Here is a 17,094-nt window from a genome sequence, read left to right on the forward strand (position 1 = left end):
GCGGGCTTTCTGCAGGTTGTATCTCGCTGCGGCTTAGCGCTTGGAGAACTGCGGGCGCTTGCGGGCCTTCTTCAGACCATACTTCTTGCGCTCCACCATACGGGCGTCGCGGGTCAGGAAGCCAGCCTTCTTCAGCTCGGCGCGGTAGTCGCCAGCCTCCAGCAGAGCGCGGGAGATGCCGTGGCGCAGAGCGCCAGCCTGGCCGGACACGCCGCCGCCGTCGATGCGGGCCTTCACATCGAAGTGACCAGCGGTGTCGGTCACCTTGAAGGGGGTCATCGCGTAGTTGAACAGCGCCTCACGACCGAAGTACTCCTCGCCGTCGCGGCCATTGATGGTCACCTTGCCGGTGCCGGGAACGAGACGGACGCGCGCCACCGCGTTCTTGCGGCGGCCAGTGCCGTAGTACAAAGCCTCATCTGCCATGATTAACCCTCCAACTCAATCTTGCGGGGCTTCTGAGCAGCATGGGGATGCTCAGCGCCAACGTACACCTTCAGCTTCTTGCCCATCGCGCGGCCCAGCGTGTTCTTCGGCAGCATGCCCTTGACGGCATGCTCGATGACGCGCTCGGGGTGCTTGGTCATGGCCTCGGTGAACGTCTCCTGCTTGAGACCACCCGGGAACCCGCTATGACGATAGTAGGTCTTGGTGGCAGCCTTGGTGCCGGTGACCTTGATCTTGTCAGCATTGATGATGATGACAAAGTCGCCGGTGTCCACGTGGGGGGTGTACTGCGGCTTGTGCTTGCCCTTCAGAATCTGAGCTGCGCGGGCAGCCACGCGACCGAGGACCTGGTCCTCAGCGTCGATGATGACCCATTCGCGCTCAACCTCACCGGGCTTTGCATAATACGTCTTCACTGTTTCCTCCATTAACTTGCAGGTTCTGTCCGACGGGTGAAGCCTCCGCTTCTCCGTGCGTTGCAGCCTCGCGGCCGCGCTGCCTGGAAGCGCGGAACCGTCTTCCAGAGTGTTTGTTTTCAAAAGTGCACGATCCTTGGAAGTCGGTTTCCTACGCCGACACGCGGTGCCGCGGGCCTGGACAACCCTTGGCGGTTGCGTTTCCTTGAACCCATGCGTTTACGGGGCTTTTGAAAGCGAACTTTTACATTTTCACGCGCGAGCGCGTTTATGTCAACGGAAGCGGTCGACGAATACCCACAATCGCCAAAACTTTCCCGCTGAGAGGCGCGAGGAGGGCCAACGTAAGCGTTGATGGAGTCGAGATCGGCCGCATCAGACGCAGGTGCCCGATCCCTCTTAGCGCAGGCTGCGACGATGGCGAAGGCCGCCCTTACCTTCACGGACATGCCTCTCGCAGCTTCGTCGGCTTTATGGCTGGTTCGGCCAGCGCACCTTATGCGCTCAATGCCCCCACAACGAGCTCCAGATACACCGGGGATAAGGTTCCCAGCGGTTCATCGCGCAAAAGATTCTCGAAAGCAACCTCAAGCTTTTGGTCAATCCGCAGGTAGGACGGCTTAAGCAGCCCGCACTCGCGCCAGTCGATGATCGGAACACACCTGCCCGATCCATCTGCGCTCAAATCCTTCGATGTAACCTTTGCGGCAATCGCAATGCACATTTCGCTTTCAACATCAATCACGAACACCGGACGAACCTTGCCGATGCCGGGATGATCGAGAAACTCCACGTAGGCGAGCCAGATTTCTCCAGGCTTCGGATCACACGAGGGCATCGTAAACCCCATCGTCCTCTTCGTTGTCCCAATCAGCGGGCAAAACGGTCCGGCGAGTTTCCGGATCCACCCGAATTACATCCTGGGCAGCCCAATCGATATGCGGAATGCGATCACCGTAACCACTCTCGATGGGCGCAACCAGTACCCAGGGCTTCGAGTTCTTGAACACGGTCACAGGCTGCCCGGTCTCGCGCACCGTCGCGGCAATCTTCGAGAAGTTCGCCCGCGTCTCAGCTACCGTTGCGGTCATCTCGGTCATAGACTCCTCCTTGTCGCGTCAATCATAGGCCCATTGTAGCTATCTTTATGTACATTTTCATGTACATAAAATAACATTTTGATCAATGTGGGCACCAGGAGGTTCACATTCCCCAGAGGAGGAGGTTGAACGCCGCGAGGACTGCAACGCCGAGGGCCGCGACACGACGCCCGGTCTTCACCTCGCAGAAAAAGAGTGCGGCCAGATAACCGTAGAAGACTATATTTACCGTCACATCTGCCACCCCGTGAGGCACGCCCCAGAAATGCATCCCGACCATGCAGAGCACAATGATCGCCGTCCCGGCAAGTGCGATGACGATCCAGGGGTTTCTCGCACTCCAGAACGCATTGGTGTTCTCGTGCTCGATCCACCACAGAAGACCTCTCCGCTCCGATCTTCCCTCGCTCACAGCCAGCCTCCTTCTCTTGTCGAGCGCCCCGGAATGGGCGACCCGCCATCTATTATATCCCCTGGCGACTTCGCCCTCCCGCCGGCAGCCCGTTCGTGCGCGCACCGTTGCCGTGGGAAATGTTACCTCCGACTAACGTTTGGGCAGGAGGCGCTTCCGCGCGGGCGTGGATTGAAGCACAATAGGCGGCGCTGTGTGAAACCTTGAGGTGTAAGGAAGCCTGCATACTATGGAAGCAATGTCGCCGTTCGCGTTCATCACGTTGGTCACCCTCATCTCCGGCGCGGGAGGCACGGGGCTCGGCGGCCTCATCGGCGCCCTGTTCAAGAGCGAGAGCAACCGCACCATCAGCCTGCTTTTGGCCTTCGCCGGCGGCGTGATGACCGCCATGGTGTGCTTCGACCTGCTGGCCGAGGCCGAGGAAGCCGCCAACCAGGTGGTCGAGCACGGCGTGCTGCTGGTCATCTTCGCCGTGGCCCTGGGTGTGGCCGTGGTGTATTTGCTGAACCACCTGATCGACCGCAAGACGCGGACCGAGGTGTCCCACACTGCCGACGCCGCGCACCCCGATACCCACGACAATATCGACGAGTTGGTGCACGCCGACCATCTGAACATGCACAAGCGCCACAACGATTCGCGGCTGTCGCTGTTCGTGGCTGGCGTGGTCATGGCCTGCGCCATCGCGCTGCACAACATCCCCGAGGGCATGACCATCGGCGCAAGCTTCGCCGTGTCGAGCGACCTTATGTGGGGCACCGGCATGATCATGGCCGTGCTCATCGGCCTGCACAACATCCCCGAGGGCATGGCCGTGGCCGTGCCGCTCATCTCCGGCGGCACGAGCCGCGTGAAGGCCACCCTGCTCACGGCGGCCTGCGGCCTGCCCACGGTGCTCGGGGCGTGGCTCGGTTTCTGGCTGGGCGACATCGGGCCTTTGGGCCTCACCCTGTCCCTCGGCTTCGCCTCGGGCGCCATGCTGTATGTGGTGTTCGGCGAGATCATGCCCGAGAGCTACCTCATCTACCGCAGCAAGCTGCCCGCCTTCGCCGTCATGATCGGCCTGGCCCTGGGCATGCTCATGATCTTCTTCTAGCAGATCCAGCGGTTGCCCCGCAAAGACCGTCCGTCCCGAAAGGATTCCCTATGCGAGCTGTTGTGCAGTGTGTGAGCGAAGCCAGCGTGAGCGTGGCGGGGAACGTCGTCGGTCGCATCGGGCGCGGATACCTGATCCTTCTGGGCGTGGGCCACGGCGACGGCGAGGCCCAGGCACAGCGGCTCTGGGAGAAGATTCGCAAGATGCGCGTGTTCGAGGACGAGAGCGGCAAGACCAATCTGAGCTTGGCCGACGTGGGAGGCGAGGTGCTCGTGGTCAGCCAGTTCACGCTCTTCGCCAACTGCCGGAAGGGCAACCGCCCCTCGTTCACCGATGCCGCCGCGCCCGATGAGGCCGAGCGGCTCTACGAGCACTTCGTCTCCCTCGCCCGGCGCGACGTGCCCCGCGTGGACACCGGCGTCTTCGGCGCCATGATGGACGTGAGCCTGGTGAACCGCGGCCCCTTCACCCTCTGCCTGGACACCGACAACCTGTAGGGCCGCCGCCGAGAGCGGCGGCGTTCGATACCGGCAACGGGCACTTAGGGCACGGGAGGCCCCGGCGGGGACAGCGCGAGCACCGTCATCTTCCCCATCGTCTCCATCGAGGGAAAGAATCGGCCGCCTTGTTTTGGGGTCAGCCCGAATCACCTCGGCCAAGGGAAGACGCTGGGAGTCGCAAGAAAAACAGCCTTACCAGTAGAGCTTCTCGTAGATGAGGCGGTGGGACTCATGGCCGTGCCAGTCGCGCAGGGCGATGGTGCCGGCGACGGTCCAGCCCTCGCGGGCGAGCAGGTCGCGCATGGGGGCGTTGGCCTCGTACACATCGCAGCACAGATTGTGGCAGCCGGCGTCGCGGGCGATGCGCTGGGCGGTTCCCAGAATGTAGGCGCCCACGCCGCAGTGGCGCGCCGACGGCGCCACGTTCACCCAGTGCAACGCCCCATAGTTGCCGTCGCCCTCGGTGATCCAGGTAAGCCCGCGCCCTTCCTCGTAGGCCGCGTCGCCTTCTACGTCCACGTCGAACATGGCGATGATGCGGCTTTCACCGACCTTCCCCGCGGGGCCCTCCCCACAACCTTCCGCAGCATCCTCAGCGGAAAGGCACTCGAGTGCCGTGGTGTCTTCGGCGGAAAGGCCCCCGGCCGCCGGCGCCTCCTCCGACTTGCGGGCCTCCACGCCGAGCCAGGCGGGATTGCTCACCACCACGTACACACTGCCGGCGTCCACGGCGCGCAAGAGGCGGCGCGACGAGGGGTAGCGCTTCGTGCCCTCCTTCACGCCGAGTTTCGCCATGGTGCGGCGCCCGTCGGCCAGAAGCTGCTGCAGCAGCGGCACATCCTCGCGCGCGGCCACCCGGGCCGCATAATAGCCCAACTCGCTCGCGCGTCCCTGGAACACGGGCACGTTGCCGCGAGCCCCATCGTAGCGGCTCGGCGCCGCGCCCGTGCCGCCTTCCACAGCATGATCGTCATCGCCCTCGCCGCCCCGGTCGGTGACGAGGAACACCATCGCCACGATCATGGCGCAGCCGAGCACGTCCATCGGCGTGACCGCGGTGCCGAGCCACGCCGCCGAGATGATGGTGGCCGACACCGGCTCCACGCAACCCACGAGACCCGCGCGCACCGGGCCCGCGTCGGCGATGCCCTGCAGGTAGAACAGGTAGGCGGCGAAGGTGCCCACGAGCACCATGAGCGCCATGATGCCCACCACCGCCGGCGTCACCTCCACGCCGAGGGTCCACGGCTGCACGCCGGCCATGGACACCGTGCCGCCCATGGCCATGGCCAGCCCCGTCACGATGAAGCTGCCCCATTTCGCCAGGGGCTTGCCGGGCATCAGCGTGTAGAAGGCCAGCGCCACCGCCGACACGAGGCCCCATCCGAGGCCCGCCGGCGCGATGGCCAGCCGCGAGAAGTCGCCTTGGGTGGCGATAAGCACCGTGCCGCCGATGGCGAGCACGAGCCCCGCCGCCTCGCGCGGGCGCGGCAGGCGGCGGGTGCGCAGGCACACATAGCCCATGATGAGCACGAGCCCCGTGCGCTCGAGCACGGTGCCGGTGCCGGCGTTGGTGTAGGCAATGGCCGAGAGATAGCTCACCTGGGTGAGCAGCACGCCCAAAATGGCGAACCCGGCAATGTAGGCGAGGCTGCGCCCGTCGCGCAGAGCCGCCAGCAGATGGCGCGGCTCGCGCACCAGGCAAATGGCCAGGAAGATAACGGCGGCCACCGTCAGGCGCACGGCGGTGATCCACAGCACCGGCACGTCCAGCTCGGCCGTGAGCATTTGGGCGCAGTTGCCCGAGAAGCCCCAGCAGATGCCGCCAAGCGCCGCAAACACGATGCCGCGCAGCACGTGGCTTTTTGCCGCCGGCATCTTCACGGTCGCCTCGGCCGACGGCGCCCGCTCGCCCGCGGTCGCCCCGGCCGGCGGCGCCTGCGTACCAGCGGCCGCCCTGGTTTCCGCCGCGTTCGCGCCAGCCGCTCCTGCGTCCGCGGCCGCGGCCGTCGCCTTCTCGCCCATCGCGCCCCTCCTCCCATCGCGCCCAGCTTCCAAGGCGATTTTGACAGGTTGCACAATTCCCGTAAAGGGGTGCGCGCGAAGTATCTTGCCGCCTAGGCCCAGGGATCCTCTTGGAAGAGAGGCTCGGGCGGGGCCGGGCGGTCGGAATAGGGGTCGTAGCCGTCGTCGTCCTCGTTGGCGGCCCGCAGGAAGGGATCGTCGGGCGCGACGTGCGAGGATGCGATGCGCGGGGACGCAGAGGACGGGGGGACAGAGCCCGTCGCGCCGGCTGATCCCACGCCAACCCCGCCGGCGGCTTCCGCACTCTCCACCGCCGCCTTCGCCTTAGCGGCCGCCACCTGGCTCGGCAGCGGCTTCACCACGATGTGCGCGTGGGGGTCGCGCATCGGATCGATGCTCACCACGATGCCTCCTCTTCCCCGTCGCGCTCGCCGGCGCGGCTGATATCGTAGGGGGTGGTCTGGTACACGTAGTAGTTCAGCCAGTTCGTGTACAGCAGCTGCGCGTGGGAGAACCACGTGGCCACGGGCTCGCGCGCCGGGTCGTCGCCCGGATAGTAATGGGCCGGCAGCGCCATGGCCATACCGCGAGCCACGTCGCGGTCGTACTCGGCCTTCAGGGTCTCGCGGTCGTACTCGGGATGCCCGAACACGAAGAAGTTCTGCGAATCGGTGGACTTCGCCACGTACACACCGGCCTCGTCGGACACGGCGATGAGCTCCAGGTCGGGATGGGCCTCAATGTCGGCGGCCCGCACCTCGGTGAAGCGCGAGTGCGGCGCGAAGAACTCGTCGTCGAATCCGCGCACGAGCGGCGAGGTGCGCTTGGCCAGCGTGTGCGGGAACACGCCGAACATCTTCTCGGGCAGCGCGCGCTTGGGCACCCCGTAGTGGTAGTAGATGCCGGCCTGGGCGCCCCAGCAGATGTGGAACGTGGAGTGCGCGTGGGTCTTCGACCACTCCATGATCTCGCACAACTCGTCCCAGTAATCGACCTCCTCGAAATCCAGCTGCTCGACAGGGGCGCCGGTGATGATGAGGCCGTCGAAGTGCTCGTCGCGCACCTCGTCGAAGGTGGTGTAGAAGGTCTCCAAGTGCTCGGCGGCCGTGTTCTTCGCGTCGTGGCTCACGGTCTGCAGCAGCTCCACCTCAACCTGGATGGGCGTGTTGGAGAGCTTGCGCAGAATCTGCGTCTCGGTGGTGATCTTGGTGGGCATGAGGTTTAAGAGCAGCACGCGCAGCGGACGAATATCCTGGTGCATAGCGCGATGCTCCGTCATGACGAAGATGTTCTCGCTCTCAAGGGCCGCCGTGGCGGGCAGTGCGTCGGGAATGCGAATGGGCACAGCTCCCCTCCTACTCTACGGCAGCCAGGGCCGCATCGATGTCGGCGATAAGATCGGCGGCGTCCTCGATGCCACAGGACAGGCGGATGAGATCGGAGGTGATGCCAGCCGCTTCCAGCTCGGCATCGTTCATCTGGCGATGGGTGGCGTTGGCCGGATGCAGCACGCAGGTGCGCGCATCGGCCACGTGGGTGGCAATTTGGGCCAGCTTCAGGTTCGCCATGAAGGTCTCGGCCGCGGCACGGCCCCCGGCCACGCCGAAGCTCACCACGCCGCAGCTGCCCTCGGGCAGGTACTTCTCGGCCAGGGCGTACTCGCTATCGCCCGCAAGCGACGGATGGCGCACCCAGGCCACCTTCGGGTGAGCTGCCAGGTGCTCGGCCACCGCGCGGCCGTTGGCAGCGTGCCGGGCCATGCGCAGATGCAGGCTCTCCAGACCCAAGTTGATGAGGAAGGCGTTCTGCGGCGCCTGGATGCACCCCAGATCGCGCATGAGCTGGGCCGTGGCCTTGGTGATGAACGCGCCTTCCAGCCCGAAGCGCTCGGTGTACACCACGCCGTGATAGCTCTCGTCGGGCGTGGTGAGCCCGGGGAACTTGTCGGCGTGGGCGTTCCAGTCGAAGGTGCCCGCGTCCACGATGACGCCGCCGACGGAGGCGCCGTGGCCGTCCATGTACTTGGTGGTGGAATGCGTCACGATGTCGGCGCCCCACTCGATGGGGCGGCACAGCACCGGCGTGGGGAAGGTGTTATCCACGATGAGCGGCACCCCGTGATCGTGGGCCGCCGCCGCAAAGCGCTCGATATCGAGCACCGACAGCGCCGGGTTGGCGATGGTCTCGCCGAAGACGCACTTGGTGTTGGGACGGAAGGCCGCCGCCAGCTCCTCGTCGGTGCAGTGCGGATCCACGAAGGTGCACTCCAGCCCCATGCGGGCCATGGTGTGGGCGAACAGGTTGTAGGTGCCACCGTAGATGGCCGAGGAGGCCACCACATGATCGCCCGCGCCGGCAATGTTGAACACGGCGAAGAAGTTCGCCGCCTGGCCCGAGGAGGTGAGCATGGCCGCCGCGCCCCCTTCCAGAGCGGCGATCTTGGCCGCCACCGCGTCGTTGGTGGGGTTGGCCAGGCGCGTGTAGAAGTAGCCGGACTCCTCCAGATCGAACAGGCGCCCCATGTGCTCGCTCGTATCGTACTTCCACGTGGTGTTCTGATAGATGGGCACCTGGCGCGGCTCGCCATCGCCGGGCCGCCAGCCGCCTTGCACGCAGATGGTTCCAATGCGCTCGTCCATGGAGGGCTCCTTTGCTGATCTCTTGTCTCATAGAAGGGGTTCGCCCATTATAGGGGCAACGGGCCCGCACCCGTTATAGGAACTACCCAGTCAATGCCATCGGAAAAACCGAGGAACGCGACCGCCGCAGGTCAGCAAGACATTCTTTCCCTCTGTGAAGCCGACGGAACGGCTTATTTCCCGCGCACGGCGTCGGCGGGATGGATGGTCATGGACTGGAAGCGGTCGGCCATGACGGTATCATCGAAGTGCTGGTCGTAGAACTGCTGGATGGGCGTGTCCACTTTGTCGCCGGAAAGGCGCTCGTACCAGCAGTCCAGGGCCTGCAGGGTCATCACGGCATCGGCCAGCATGAACACGGCGGCCACCACGGTCAGCCCGTAGCGCCAGTTCCAGGGAATGAAGTTCACGAGCCGCAGCATGAAGGGCAAGAGCAGCTTGATCCACACCACGCCGAGCAGCCCCCAGCAGGCCATGAACGGCAGGCAGGTGCGACCGCCGAACAGCGACCCGGGCATGTTGGAGTAGTCCCAGGCCACCGCGCCATAGGCGTACTGCATGAACAGGCTGGTCAGCGCTTCGAAGCCGCCGCCGATGACCGCGGCCACCACAAAGATGACGAGCCAGTTGCTCTTGTGGAAGCGATTGAGGAACACGGTCATGAGCACCGCCCCGCACCCGTAGATGGGCGAGAACGGCCCGAACAGAAGCCCCGCGCGATCCTGCCACTGGCCCGGCACCACGAACAGGAAGTGCACCACCTCTTCCATGATAAGCCCCAGCACGCTGGCCACCACGAAGATCCAGAACAGGTTGAAGAAGTTCAGCGTGATGTAACCCTTGCCCGTGAGATCGCGGCCCAGGGTGCCGGCCTCACCCTCGGCGTGCTCCTCGGCCTCGCGGGCCTTGCGGTGGCGCCGACGCTCCTCCAGAAGCGAGGGGTCCAGATAGCTTTGCAGCCCGATGGTCACCACGAAGGCCACCAGATAGAACACCAGATCCGGCGTGATGCCCTGCAGCATGATGGAGCACAGCACCCCAGCGATCAGCAGCACGTACAGGCCGTAGGAAATGATGGCGGCCCAGCGCCGCTGGTTGCGGAAGAGACGGTAGCCGAAGATGACCGCCGTCAGCGCCAAAACCGAGAGCACGCCCAGGTACAGGAAGTTCACCACCACCGTGGAGACGCCCTCGGTACCCAGGCCGTGGGCCTCCACGCTCGTCACCGACCGATAGATGGCCGCACCGATGCCCGGCAGCGTCGCTAGCGACACCAAAGCCAACAGCACGCCGAACACCTTCAGCACCCGGGGCAACTTGCGGGCGTCGGCGGGGCTCGTGAACTCGGCGGCAATAGTGGCCGTGGTGCGGTCGAAAGCGGTCTTCTTGGCAGCCACGGCGTGCTCGGCCTCGGCGACGGTCACACCGGGGTGCTCAATGGCGCGGGCCGCTGAGGCCGCCTCCTCGGCGCCGTGCTCCACCCGCGCTTCCACCGCAGCGGCGATGCGCTCGGGGTGGCGCAAGTCGTCGACCGCCTGAGCGACTTTCTGCTTGTCACGAGCCACATCGGCACGCAGTTCGGCGCCGTCGTTGTGCAGCTGCTCGCGCCACTCGTGCTCGGTCTCGGCGAGGTCGGCCCGCTCGAAGGCCACGGCCGCCCGCGCCGTGTCGGTCACCTTCTCCTCAGCGGCGCGGACGACCCGGGCAACGCGCTTTTCGCGCTCGGGACGCTCGGTGTTCTCGGGTTTCGGCGCGCTCACGGCTCCCCCTTCCCTGCTGACAGTGATTCACCTTGTCAGTATAGAAAGGCGCGGCGATCATTGATGACCACCGCGCCCAACATCTGCCAACCTGGCACGCCCCCGTCACGATACGGTTGCCCACCTCGGAGTTGTCGGGAAAGCCGCGCGGCGCAGGAGCCGCGTGGGAGCCGCCCACGCGGCTCCCGTAAGCCGTCGCCTTTCGTTCTTCCCACACCCCTCCCTTGACCGAAAAGGGAAAAAAGGAAAAAATAGGAAAGAAAGGAAAACTAAGGAAAGAAAGGAAAGGGGCGCGCCCATGAACGACATGATCTTCTCGCCCTCTTTCGGGAACAGGCCCTCCTCCTTCGTCGGACGCGACGAGATGCTGGAGCAGCTGGTCGGCGGCCTCACCTCTGCCCCTGGCAGCCGCGAGCGCGCCGTTGTTCTTCTCGGGCAGCGCGGATCGGGCAAAACCGTGCTCCTCTGGGAACTGGCCGACCGCATGCGCCAGCAGAACTTCGTGGTCGCCACCCCCACCATCGTCTCCGAATCTATGCTCGAGCGCATCGTCGAAAAGATCATCGATGACGCCGATGCCGCTTCGAAGGGCAAGACCCGCATCAGCGGGGGCAGTGTGGGAGTGTTCGGCTTTTCGGCCGGCCTTCAGTTGCAGCGCGAAGCCCACGAGCCCGGCAGCCCTCAGCACCAGCTGACCCAACTCTGTCGCACGCTGACCAAGCAGGGCCGCGGCGTCCTCATCCTGGTGGACGAATTGCAGGCCAATACGCCCGAAGTGAAGCAGCTCATCATTACCTATCAGGAGCTGGTGGGAGAAGGACTCAACGTCGCCATCGTGCTGGCAGGATTGCCGGGTGCCGTTTCCGCCACCCTGAACGACAAGGTGCTCACCTTCCTGAATCGTGCGCGCAAGATTGCGCTGGAACCCCTCGCACTCGGCGATGTGGATGCGTTCCTCGCCCGCTCGTTCCGCAAGATCGGTCTCTCTATCGATGGCGACCTGCGACGCACCGCCTCCGCGTTCACGGCGGGCTCGCCCTATCTTCTGCAACTCGTTGGCCACAACACCGTGCAGTATGCCGAACCCGATGGAGCGGTCACCGCAGAGACACTGGCCGACGCCTTGCGCACCTCCCAGGAGGACTTCGAGAACGACGTGTGCCGCACCACCTTGGCCGCGCTCTCCGAAAAGGACGTGAAGTTCCTGGAGGCCCTCGCCGTCGAGGGAGCCGAGAGCAGCATGGCGGCCATAGCCGACCGCATGGGCGTCACCCCCGATTACGCCCAGAAGTACCGGAAGCGCCTCATCGATGCGGGCATTATTCAGGTCGCCGGGCGCGGTCGCGTGGCCATGGCCGTCCCCTACCTGAGCGACCACCTTCAACGCCAGCGCAATTAACACCTTACTTTGTACTCGCAAGGACACAACGATCCCGCTGGCAGAAGCCGGAACACGGTCTAGCAGTGAGGGTTGATGGGCATTTCGACAACTGCAATCCCACCGCAGCGGCACAAAGCGCGCCCCTTTCCCTCCCCGTGAACGCGGCCGGCCAGCTTGAGGGCAACTTTGCAGTGCCGCGGATCGGATCCTCCGCTAGCCCCCACTTGAGAGTGCCCCTCTTTCGATAGCGCGGGGCGGGACGCAGCCCCCCCTCTGTGTCCCGCCCCGCTGCTGGTCGCCGCCGGCCGATGCCGTCCCTTCCTTCCCCGCCGCCCTCCTACGAGGCCTTGCAGGCGTATTCGAGGATACGGCGGGCGGTGCCTTGGCTTACTTTTGTGTCGTCACCCTTGCCGAGGAAAGCGTAGATGTTTCCCTTGTTCAGGCCCAAATCCTTGCAGAGACGATAGACCGTGACGTTGCGGCCCTCCATGGCTTGCAGCGTTTTCTCGCGCATGCCCGCGATGATGCGGCGCTCGCCCGCGATGGCGTAGCGCTTCGCAATGTAGGCGTTCCACACCGCCCGGTATCGGGGCGGCGCCTCGGGCGACTGCAGGTAAAACGATACCTCTTCGGGATCGCGCAGCTGTTCGGCCATCTGGGCGTAGCCGGATTCCATCCACGTTCCCTGGCTGATGGTCGCCAGATAGCCCGCTTTGTCCTGAACAGCCGCGAACACCATGAGCGCCTCGGCAGCAGCTGGCATCGACGTCGCCACTGAATCGCGGAGTTTCCGCAGGTTGTCCGTCTCTAATCCCGTTAGTTCGCGACAGTACCAACGCAGAAAACCCTTGAACGTCAGGTTCACGCTCAACCCCTTTCTGAATAGTATTATTCGTAACGAGTAATACTAACATAAGCCAATTCATCATCGCTGACTTTTTCGATGACTGGCCGCAAAAAGACGCAGCGCATTGAAGGCTCAGGCGAATATCGGAGATGCGAAACCGCCGGCAATCGCAGCGCAAAGCAGCACGACCCCACGCGCTCTCCAGCAGCAAGAAAGCCGCCCCCTCGGGGACGGCTTTCCGCGCTTGATGGGCTATTTCTGCCCGCAACGACGCGCCAACGGCCGACACGTTACTTGGTGAGCCACTCCTCAAGCCACACCTTGGACGGGGCCGCACCCTCAACCGGGTCGCTCGCCGAGCTCTCATCCGGCGCAGCTTCCCCATTGGAAGCACCCTCCGCCTCTTCCCGAAAGCGCGCCGGGTCATCCAGGTGCGTCTGGGTAAGGCCCCTGAAATCCCTGTCGTAGTGGGTCACGAAATCGTCCACGCGCTTCACTTGATAGCGCGTCGGACCATGCTGCACATAAGCCAAACCGTCGATCTTCCCGCCGATAGCGCTGGTGAAGGCCACATTCGCCCAGCCGACTTCCTCGTGCTGCTCGTTGTGCAGCAGATATAAATTAGGATTCTCGGTCGCCTTGAAGTACCCGTTCAGCGGCGCCGTGCGCGAGAAATCGGCAATCTGCCACACACCCCCGTCGGCACTGGTAAAGCCGAACGACACCGTGGTAAAGGAGCCCTCCTCACTCGGCACCTTCCACGTTCCCTGAAGTTGGAACCCCTGCTCGAGCCCCTCGACGAACCGATTCGCCTGCGTGCCCAGCAAGTACGCAAGGCCGCCCGCCAACGCCAGCACGCAAACCACGACCAGCTGCTGCTGCGACAGCCCACGCGCCTCGCGAAACTTCCGCAGATTGTCCCTCAGCATAGGCCCTCCTTCGCCCGGCGCGCCTCGCTCACTCCCCACGCCGCCCCCCCAAAGCGGGCAACCGTGTCAAAACGTGCCGAAGCAGCCGACCCCTGTCACGCCTTCCGTCCCTTCCAGCCTACCACAATCGCTCTCCCAAACAAGCAACGCTCGCTAACATGGGACGTGCGGAGAAGAAGAGAAGTCCGAACATGAAAGCCCCCAGCCAGGGATTTCCAGCTGGGGGCTTAAATCTCACGTGCCACAGGCTCTGCTACAGAGCCGCGGCTCCGATGCAGCCGGCCAAAGCGGCGATGGCGAAGGTGAACAGAGCGGCTCCGGCGACGATGGTAATCATGGCGGATCTCCTTTCCGTGCGACGGGGCAATCTCTTTCGCCGCCCCGCCTTCGTGCGGAATAATTTCGATGAGACCACTATGACGGCCCTAACTTACCACCCCCTTGCGCGCCCATTACAGAAATGTCGCTTTCGGGACGGCGTTCGGCGGTGTACTTCTGCATGCCGCTCCCGGGGCCGGGCGGGGAGTTTTCGAGTAAATCTCGACGAAAGTGGCGCTGGATTGCGAAAAGTTGACGCCGGCGACAGGTTTTACGCGGTCCGGTGGCTATCGCTGCTGCCGTGGCCCCTGTTTTCCCAGGTGAGCGCAATATGGCTCAGAGAGAGCCCAGCGCTCCGAACAGACGGCGTCAACTTTTCGAAGTTCAGTGCCACTTTCAGCGACTCTTTCCGAAAAAGAAAGCCGCCCCGACACCACGCCCCTGCGGAATCGCCCTAGGCGCGCACCTTGTCGAGGAAAGCCTCGGCAGTGAGGTCTTCCCAGGTGGGGATGAGCAGTTCGGCGCGCGCGGCGAGGGCGTCCCACGAACCGGAAATGTCGTTGTCGTAGATGGCGCCGGTGCGAAAGCCCGCCGCCCTCAGGGTGTCCAGGGCATAGGCGGCATCCTCGAAACCCCAGGTGTGAGCGCGGTCGGTGCCGAGGAAGCTGCGCGCGTGGTCGTAAACGGCCGGCTCGCGCTTGCTGGTGCGCAGGTCGTCCACCGACACGACCGCCTTCATGTAAGGGGCGAATCCGCAGCGCTCAACGCAGATGGCCAGCATGTCGGGCGACGTGGAGGAGGCCACGGCCATGGGCACGCCGCGGGCATGCAGCCCCTGCACGAAGGCGAGCGCCCCGGGCCGTGCTTCCACTTCATGGGCGTAGAAGGCGCGCATGCGCTCGAAGATCATCTCCTTCACCGCCGATGCGCTGGTGCCCAGGCCGCATTGCTCGTGCAGGTAGGCACTCGCCTCGTCAAGCGACATGGTGGTGATGGCATCGGTATCCGCCTTCGTGAGCGCGATGCCCGCCTCAGCCGCCAGCGTGCGATCCACCTCGTGCCACGCCCCCATGGAATCCACGAGCGTCCCATCGCAATCGAAGATAACGCCGATATCACTCATCTTCTACAACCTCACATTCCAGGCAAAATCAGCGAGAGGCTCTGGCGCGTTTCAGATTCGCCCGCCTTTGCGCCAAGCTGGCTTCGGCCAACGCCGCGTGCAAAACCAGGGTGAAGATGAAACGGGCCAGAGCCTCGCAGCGTCGAGCAGTCCGCGTGGCCGTCAGACCACACGGAACAAGCTACTCCTCCACGCGGATGACCGAGGGAGTGTCAAGCACCACGTTGTCCAGGGAGAGTGCCTCTTCCAAAGCCTCGCGGATGTCGCGCTCGCTGCAGCGATGGGTGACCACCACCTGGTCCACCCGCTCGGCACCCGAGCGGCCGCGCTGCACGATGGACTTCACCGAGATGTTGTGGCGAGCGAACACGCCGGCCATGGTCTCCAGGACGCCGGGACGGTCGGTCACCGAGAAGCGCAGGTAGTAGCGCATGACCAGCTCGTCCATGGGAAGAATGGGCAGCTCATCGGTGCAGGTGCAGCCCACCATGGGGGCCACGCCCTGCTGAATGTGGCGCGCCACTTCCAGCACATCGCCCATGACGGCACTGGCCGCCGCACCGGCACCGGCACCTTCGCCGAAGAACATGGTCTCGCCCACGAAATCGCCCACCACGTAGATGGCGTTGAACACGCCGTTCACCGTGGCCAGCTGATGGCTCTCGGGAATCATGGTGGGGTGCACGCGCACGTCCACGCCGCCCTCGCGGCGATGGGCGATGGCCAAAAGCTTGATGACGTAGCCCATGTCGCGGGCCGCCTCGATGTCCACGGGCGTGATGTTGGTGATGCCGTCGGTGAACACGTCGTCCAAGGTCACGCGCGAGTTGAAGGCGATGGAAGCCAGAATGGCGATCTTGGCGGCTGCATCGAACCCGCCCACATCTGCCGTGGGGTCGGCCTCGGCGAAGCCCTTGGCCTGGGCCTCGGCCAGCGCATCCTCGTAGGACAGACCATTGTCGGCCATACGGGTGAGCATGTAGTTGGTGGTGCCGTTCACGATGCCCATGACCGAAGTGATCTCGTTGGCGATGAGCGAGTGCTTCAGCGGATCGATGATGGGAATGCCGCCGCCCACCGACGCCTCGAAGGCCAGCTCCTTGCCCGCGGCTGCCGCGGCGTCCATGACCTCCTTGCCGTGGGTGGCCATGAGCGCCTTATTGGCCGTGACCACGTTCTTCCCCGCCGCCAGGGCATTTAGCACCACGGTGCGCGCGATGGTGGTGCCGCCGATGAGCTCCACCACGATGTCGATCTCGGGGTCGTTGATGATGTTGTTGAAGTTGTCGGTGAACAGGTGCCCCACGCCGTGGGCCTCGGCCTCTTCCGATGAGAGCGAGCACACGCGGGCCAGCTCCAAGTCGATGCCGAAGTGGCGGCGGAAGGCGTCGCCGTGCTTCAAGATGATATCGATGCATCCGCCACCCACGGTGCCGGTGCCCACCAAGCCGATCTTCACTGCCATATTGCGTCCTCTCCCGAGCGCGAACGTTCTCTCTGATCGGACGATTATAAGGGCGCACGGCGCAAAAGCCGCGACGGCTCAGGGGAGAGGGCCGTGGCTCAGGGGAGAGGGCCGCAATTCGCGACTGCCCGAGGCCTTCCCAGTGCCAGACAATGCCCTGTCGCGCCCCTCTTCCACAGAACGTCGATGCAGTTCGGGCGCGGCAGCAGACAGCTCGCTCGAAAAGGCAAGCAGAGTTGCGTGCGCCAGCGAGGGGCTGCATGCGCCTTCGAGAGGCCGCGTGCACCAGCGAGGGGCCACCTGCGCCAGAGAGGGCCCGCCTCCACGGCGACGCCCACCGACAGTGGCGCCGAGGCGAGCGGAATCGCGTGCGCCAGCGAGGGGCCGCAGCTCGTCTGCCTAGCCGCCGATGCTGAAGGAAGTAAAAGCTGGCGCATGTTTCTGAAGAGATTGATTCTGTGCAGTAAACTCCGCGAGATAGATACCGCACGCAGCTGACTTCACCACACGCGATCCGAAACTGATTTGTCGAGGCTATTTTCCCAGGTGAAAAAACGCGGAGGGCTCCATTGCACTAGCTCTTGCGACGGAGGTATCTATCTCGCGGAGTTTACTGCACAGAATTGCAGAATAGAG

The 17,094-nt window shown here is 64.4% G+C and carries 17 protein-coding genes; 3 read left to right on the forward strand and 14 right to left on the reverse strand.

All coding sequences use genetic code 11. The annotated features are described in order from the left end of the window. Positions 1-33 precede the first annotated feature (33 nt). From rpsI to F8D48_RS01665, 5 genes are all read right to left on the reverse strand, one after another. Entirely contained in the window at positions 34-426 is a 393-nt protein-coding gene (gene rpsI / locus F8D48_RS01645; RefSeq protein WP_135970025.1) for a 30S ribosomal protein S9, read from the reverse strand. Positions 427-428: 2 nt separating this feature from the next. Next, positions 429-863 carry a 50S ribosomal protein L13 gene (rplM, locus tag F8D48_RS01650; RefSeq protein ID WP_028027495.1) on the reverse strand — a complete coding sequence of 145 codons (435 nt, stop codon included), beginning with the start codon at positions 861-863 and terminating at the stop codon, positions 429-431. A gap of 496 nt (positions 864-1,359) precedes the next feature. Further along, on the reverse strand, positions 1,360-1,713 hold the full coding sequence (locus tag F8D48_RS01655) for a hypothetical protein (RefSeq protein ID WP_022926530.1): 354 nt from the start codon (positions 1,711-1,713) through the stop codon (positions 1,360-1,362). Beyond that, complete coding sequence (locus F8D48_RS01660) at positions 1,688-1,963, reverse strand: type II toxin-antitoxin system Phd/YefM family antitoxin (RefSeq protein WP_016309685.1); 276 nt, start codon at positions 1,961-1,963, stop codon at positions 1,688-1,690. Before F8D48_RS01660 ends, F8D48_RS01655 begins: the two co-directional genes overlap by 26 nt. A 103-nt stretch (positions 1,964-2,066) precedes the next feature. Next, complete coding sequence (locus F8D48_RS01665) at positions 2,067-2,375, reverse strand: hypothetical protein (RefSeq protein WP_151429702.1); 309 nt, start codon at positions 2,373-2,375, stop codon at positions 2,067-2,069. Positions 2,376-2,604: 229 nt separating this feature from the next. On the opposite strand from F8D48_RS01665, the gene F8D48_RS01670 reads away from it, so the two are divergent. Further along, a complete protein-coding gene (locus F8D48_RS01670) occupies positions 2,605-3,471 on the forward strand; it encodes a ZIP family metal transporter (protein ID WP_240806168.1) in 867 nt (288 codons plus the stop codon). Between the two features lie 50 nt (positions 3,472-3,521). Further along, on the forward strand, positions 3,522-3,968 hold the full coding sequence (dtd, locus tag F8D48_RS01675) for a D-aminoacyl-tRNA deacylase (RefSeq protein ID WP_151429703.1): 447 nt from the start codon (positions 3,522-3,524) through the stop codon (positions 3,966-3,968). Between the two features lie 195 nt (positions 3,969-4,163). Here dtd and F8D48_RS01680 read toward each other — a convergent pair whose 3' ends face one another. The 5 genes from F8D48_RS01680 to F8D48_RS01700 all read right to left on the reverse strand — a co-directional run bounded on the left by F8D48_RS01680 (position 4,164) and on the right by F8D48_RS01700 (position 10,395). Continuing rightward, positions 4,164-5,996, reverse strand: a complete 1,833-nt coding sequence (locus F8D48_RS01680) for a GNAT family N-acetyltransferase (protein ID WP_240806169.1) — start codon at positions 5,994-5,996, stop codon at positions 4,164-4,166. A 92-nt stretch (positions 5,997-6,088) separates the two neighbouring features. Beyond that, on the reverse strand, positions 6,089-6,397 hold the full coding sequence (locus tag F8D48_RS01685; RefSeq protein WP_170272685.1) for a hypothetical protein: 309 nt from the start codon (positions 6,395-6,397) through the stop codon (positions 6,089-6,091). Next, positions 6,394-7,341, reverse strand: coding sequence for a homoserine O-acetyltransferase MetA (metA, locus tag F8D48_RS01690; RefSeq protein ID WP_151429705.1), 948 nt, complete (start codon positions 7,339-7,341; stop codon positions 6,394-6,396). The genes F8D48_RS01685 and metA overlap by 4 nt, the downstream gene beginning before the upstream one ends. Positions 7,342-7,351: 10 nt before the next feature. Continuing rightward, a complete protein-coding gene (locus F8D48_RS01695; protein WP_151429706.1) occupies positions 7,352-8,635 on the reverse strand; it encodes an O-acetylhomoserine aminocarboxypropyltransferase/cysteine synthase family protein in 1,284 nt (427 codons plus the stop codon). Between the two features lie 173 nt (positions 8,636-8,808). After that, positions 8,809-10,395 carry a putative ABC transporter permease gene (locus F8D48_RS01700; protein WP_240806170.1) on the reverse strand — a complete coding sequence of 529 codons (1,587 nt, stop codon included), beginning with the start codon at positions 10,393-10,395 and terminating at the stop codon, positions 8,809-8,811. 298 nt (positions 10,396-10,693) lie between these two features. On the opposite strand from F8D48_RS01700, the gene F8D48_RS01705 reads away from it, so the two are divergent. Beyond that, on the forward strand, positions 10,694-11,794 hold the full coding sequence (locus F8D48_RS01705; protein ID WP_151429707.1) for an AAA family ATPase: 1,101 nt from the start codon (positions 10,694-10,696) through the stop codon (positions 11,792-11,794). 319 nt (positions 11,795-12,113) lie between these two features. Here F8D48_RS01705 and F8D48_RS01710 read toward each other — a convergent pair whose 3' ends face one another. The 4 genes from F8D48_RS01710 to F8D48_RS01725 form a co-directional block, all read right to left on the reverse strand. Next, entirely contained in the window at positions 12,114-12,641 is a 528-nt protein-coding gene (locus F8D48_RS01710) for a hypothetical protein (protein ID WP_151429708.1), read from the reverse strand. Between the two features lie 272 nt (positions 12,642-12,913). Next, positions 12,914-13,552, reverse strand: a complete 639-nt coding sequence (locus F8D48_RS01715; RefSeq protein ID WP_151429709.1) for a hypothetical protein — start codon at positions 13,550-13,552, stop codon at positions 12,914-12,916. A gap of 772 nt (positions 13,553-14,324) precedes the next feature. Continuing rightward, a complete protein-coding gene (locus tag F8D48_RS01720; RefSeq protein ID WP_151429710.1) occupies positions 14,325-14,993 on the reverse strand; it encodes an HAD family hydrolase in 669 nt (222 codons plus the stop codon). Positions 14,994-15,174: 181 nt separating this feature from the next. After that, entirely contained in the window at positions 15,175-16,458 is a 1,284-nt protein-coding gene (locus tag F8D48_RS01725; RefSeq protein ID WP_135970018.1) for a homoserine dehydrogenase, read from the reverse strand. Positions 16,459-17,094 lie beyond the last annotated feature (636 nt).

It is taken from the genome of Adlercreutzia muris (genome assembly GCF_008831045.1).
GTDB classification, from domain to species: Bacteria; Actinomycetota; Coriobacteriia; order Coriobacteriales; family Eggerthellaceae; genus Adlercreutzia; species Adlercreutzia muris.

Bases quoted from the DNA above. Each gene is read 5' to 3' on its own strand.
- F8D48_RS01715 (WP_151429709.1), bottom strand. From the start codon at position 13,552: ATGCTGAGGGACAATCTGCGGAAGTTTCGCGAGGCGCGTGGGCTGTCG.
- dtd (WP_151429703.1), top strand. From the start codon at position 3,522: ATGCGAGCTGTTGTGCAGTGTGTGAGCGAAGCCAGCGTGAGCGTGGCG.
- F8D48_RS01655 (WP_022926530.1), bottom strand. From the start codon at position 1,713: ATGGGGTTTACGATGCCCTCGTGTGATCCGAAGCCTGGAGAAATCTGG.
- rpsI (WP_135970025.1), bottom strand. From the start codon at position 426: ATGGCAGATGAGGCTTTGTACTACGGCACTGGCCGCCGCAAGAACGCG.
- F8D48_RS01725 (WP_135970018.1), bottom strand. From the start codon at position 16,458: ATGGCAGTGAAGATCGGCTTGGTGGGCACCGGCACCGTGGGTGGCGGA.
- F8D48_RS01720 (WP_151429710.1), bottom strand. From the start codon at position 14,993: ATGAGTGATATCGGCGTTATCTTCGATTGCGATGGGACGCTCGTGGAT.
- F8D48_RS01695 (WP_151429706.1), bottom strand. From the start codon at position 8,635: ATGGACGAGCGCATTGGAACCATCTGCGTGCAAGGCGGCTGGCGGCCC.
- F8D48_RS01660 (WP_016309685.1), bottom strand. From the start codon at position 1,963: ATGACCGAGATGACCGCAACGGTAGCTGAGACGCGGGCGAACTTCTCG.
- F8D48_RS01680 (WP_240806169.1), bottom strand. From the start codon at position 5,996: ATGGGCGAGAAGGCGACGGCCGCGGCCGCGGACGCAGGAGCGGCTGGC.
- F8D48_RS01670 (WP_240806168.1), top strand. From the start codon at position 2,605: ATGGAAGCAATGTCGCCGTTCGCGTTCATCACGTTGGTCACCCTCATC.
- F8D48_RS01705 (WP_151429707.1), top strand. From the start codon at position 10,694: ATGAACGACATGATCTTCTCGCCCTCTTTCGGGAACAGGCCCTCCTCC.